Genomic DNA, 2,783 nt, shown 5'->3' with positions numbered 1-2,783 from the left:
ATGATATGGTAGATACCGCCAATACCCTTTGTGAGGCTGCTCATGCCCTCAAAGCCCAAGGGGCAGTCAAGGTCTGCGCCTATTGTACTCACCCGGTCCTCTCCGGACCGGCCATGGAACGGATAGTGCGCTCCGAACTGGATGAACTGGTGGTTACGGATACCATTCCGCTCCGTAAAGAAGCGCAGGAAAGCCCGAAAATTCGCGTACTGTCGGTCGCCGAACTCATGGCCGAAACCATTCGTCGCATTGCTGAAGAAGACTCTGTCAGCTCATTATTCATGGACTAAGGATTAACTCCTGCCTGTCGCCGCCTTGCGGCCAAACTTTGCCCGTTGTATCATGCGCTCTCTCCAATATGGTGGCTGTAGCTCAGTCGGTAGAGTCCCGGATTGTGATTCCGGTTGTCGCGGGTTCGAGCCCCGTCAGCCACCCCATATTTTCAAGAGGTTATGGACAAGTGCAAGAGTTTTTCCTAACTTGGAACAGCAACTTCCTAAGATCAGCACAGGACCAATACAGTTTTAAAGTTTTATTTGTCGTCACAAATCGTTAAAAGGACAACTATATGTCAGCAGCCGCAACCCTCCACTGGATCGTTGAACACTTTTATATATTTACGTCACTTTCATTTATTAGCCTTGCTGTCGCAGCTTTTTTATTCTTTGTAATTGATAGAGAACCAAAGATTTTTATAGCTGGCATAATCGCCTTAATCAATACGCTATGGGCATACGGGGTGAGCCATTATCGTTATAATACCGTTGGATTATCGCACATAACCAATTTATTGAATGCTTTTGCATACCATAATTACCTGATAGTAATACTCCTATCAATTATAGGGGCTGTTTTCTCGTATTTTATACATGAAGATAAAATTCGTTATGCTTTTTTAGCATATTTCATCGTTATGGTCGCCTCTGCAATAGTCATTTGGCTCTACGCTGATAAATATCACTCACTGTACATCCTTAGCGATGGCAGTAGCACTTTGATGCAGCCCGGGCTTCAGTATAATTAATTTCTATAATATAAAGCCACCATAGAGCATACCCATCATAATGAACCCAGCAATTATAAACATAAATGTAGATCTTTTGTAAGCGATCCATTTTTTTCCGGTCCAAATAAACACTACCGGAAAACCTGGCTTAGCAGCCTTGCTGATTTCATCTTTGATTCGTTTCATACATCCGAGCTCGATATTCATATTGCTTCCCTTACCTAGTATCAATTCTATCTTTTGGCCCGCACAATCGACACCGGTGCGGGGTCCGTTTTCGTCGTCTTGTGGTTTCGTATATAAGCTTCTGTCATTGAGCGACTTTTATGTCCCGCCAACCCTTGCGCATCCATTTTCGCCTCATCAGCTGCAGTAATCGCTGCAGCCCTGATGTCGAGGAAATGGAATCGCTCCTGGATCAACCCTTCCTGGACGGCTTTAACCATAGCCCTCCCCCACAAAGCGTAAAATCCACAGACTGTATAAGGCTGCCCCCGTCGATTACAAATGACATACAGTCCACGAACAGGTCTTGGCAAATTTTTCAGTGACTCAACGCAAGCCCGCAACGCCGGAGACCATCTGATTAAAAGCTTGGCCCCGGTTTTGGCCTGGGTAATCTGAATGCCATGCTCAACCAGGTCTGAGAGCCTCAGCTTCAGAAGGTCTGACCGTCTTTGTCCGGTGTAATAAGCAAGCTCAACGGCTAGCCCCACAACTTCAGGCGCAACGCTGATTACTGCCTCAATTTCTTCCTGACTTGGACATCTGGTCCTCGCACGTTCTGTGTTCCGTCGCACTCCATAGCAGGGGTTTGATTCTGCCAGTCCTCTACGCATGGCCCATGAATAAACGCTCGACAACAGGGAAATCTCCCTGTTTGCGCGCACTGGAGCCGGAATACCATCCTTGCTGAGTCTGCTGTCCAGATACCTTGCAACATGGGATGGCTTTACAGATTCTGCAGGCATATGACCAAAAATCTTTTTGAGCCATTCGGCCTGTTGCAAATGATCTTGCTGCGTTCGCAGTGACTTGGTTGGTGATACCTGTTTCAGATATTCGCCAACAAGATCAGCGACACTCCCTTTAATCGCCGTACCGCTGGACAATTGCGCCCACTTGGCCTTGGCCTCAAAATTCCACTCCTTGCCGAGCTTGTGCCATTTACCGTTAAGATCTACAAAGAAGTACCATCCCCGAGAACAGTAAACTCTTTTGGGCAAGCCTTTTGGGTTCGATTGTCTTTTTCCCGCCATACCGATTTCTCCATATCAGCCCAGAACTGATACTAAGACGCCTGAACAAAAATGTCCCATCTGGGTTCTGCTTCAGGGATACCGCCCTTCGACTTCATACCAAGACGATTTTCAACGAGTTCCTTGAGAACCTGCACTTTGCCCGTCGCAGAAATCAGATACGGTATTCCCTGCTGGTCAAGCCAACGGCACTGACTAGGCCTGGCCCTTCTCCCAGTCAATATTTCAAGATCATCCTGATCAAGAAACATTTCAGCCATGACAACCACCTAATTTCACGCTCTCATTCGATGGAGAAAAAATTGCCACCAACTGCCCAACCGAGGCCAGCCTGGATCCAGGAGGGGCAAAGGGCAGGATGCGCTCCAGTGCCTGTGCTGCAGGTGAATCCGGGTTGATCCTTGCCGTTTTAACCATCACCAGCGGCTTGCCTGGGCATTCATTTAATGAAGCGGTTACCTTCTTGCAGCGAATCGTGTCATTGCCGTCAAAACGCACATCCAGACCAAGATAGTCGG

5 protein-coding genes, 1 tRNA gene and 1 pseudogene are annotated in these 2,783 nt (G+C 47.5%); 3 read left to right on the top strand and 4 right to left on the bottom strand.

What is annotated here, in order from left to right:
* The 3 genes and pseudogenes from AC2VLY_RS04975 to AC2VLY_RS04965 form a co-directional block, all read left to right on the top strand.
* Positions 1-290, top strand: a pseudogene (locus AC2VLY_RS04975) (ribose-phosphate pyrophosphokinase); the annotation flags it as partial.
* 71 nt (positions 291-361) lie between these two features.
* Positions 362-437 (top strand) — tRNA-His (locus tag AC2VLY_RS04970).
* A gap of 131 nt (positions 438-568) precedes the next feature.
* The gene (locus AC2VLY_RS04965) at positions 569-1,024 is read left to right on the top strand and encodes a hypothetical protein (protein ID WP_486921862.1); all 456 of its coding nucleotides are present in this window, start codon (positions 569-571) and stop codon (positions 1,022-1,024) included.
* 3 nt (positions 1,025-1,027) lie between these two features.
* On the opposite strand, the gene AC2VLY_RS04960 is transcribed toward AC2VLY_RS04965, so the two are convergent.
* From AC2VLY_RS04960 to AC2VLY_RS04945, 4 genes are all read right to left on the bottom strand, one after another.
* A complete protein-coding gene (locus AC2VLY_RS04960; RefSeq protein WP_486921861.1) occupies positions 1,028-1,213 on the bottom strand; it encodes a hypothetical protein in 186 nt (61 codons plus the stop codon).
* Between the two features lie 26 nt (positions 1,214-1,239).
* The gene (locus AC2VLY_RS04955) at positions 1,240-2,265 is read right to left on the bottom strand and encodes a tyrosine-type recombinase/integrase (protein WP_486921860.1); all 1,026 of its coding nucleotides are present in this window, start codon (positions 2,263-2,265) and stop codon (positions 1,240-1,242) included.
* Between the two features lie 32 nt (positions 2,266-2,297).
* On the bottom strand, positions 2,298-2,525 hold the full coding sequence (locus AC2VLY_RS04950) for a DUF4224 domain-containing protein (RefSeq protein WP_486893908.1): 228 nt from the start codon (positions 2,523-2,525) through the stop codon (positions 2,298-2,300).
* Positions 2,518-2,783: hypothetical protein (locus AC2VLY_RS04945; protein WP_486893906.1), on the bottom strand; the 266-nt coding region annotated here is incomplete at its 5' end. The genes AC2VLY_RS04950 and AC2VLY_RS04945, both read right to left, overlap by 8 nt.

Source organism: Acidithiobacillus sp. TH-A36 (assembly GCF_057473445.1).
The sequence above is the reverse complement of the archived record's forward strand: the minus strand, read 5'-3'. Positions and strand labels throughout refer to the sequence as shown.

Coding starts and splice junctions, on each gene's coding strand:
- AC2VLY_RS04960 (WP_486921861.1), bottom strand. CDS start 1,213: ATGAATATCGAGCTCGGATGTATGAAACGAATCAAAGATGAAATCAGC.
- AC2VLY_RS04965 (WP_486921862.1), top strand. CDS start 569: ATGTCAGCAGCCGCAACCCTCCACTGGATCGTTGAACACTTTTATATA.
- AC2VLY_RS04950 (WP_486893908.1), bottom strand. CDS start 2,525: ATGGCTGAAATGTTTCTTGATCAGGATGATCTTGAAATATTGACTGGG.
- AC2VLY_RS04955 (WP_486921860.1), bottom strand. CDS start 2,265: ATGGCGGGAAAAAGACAATCGAACCCAAAAGGCTTGCCCAAAAGAGTT.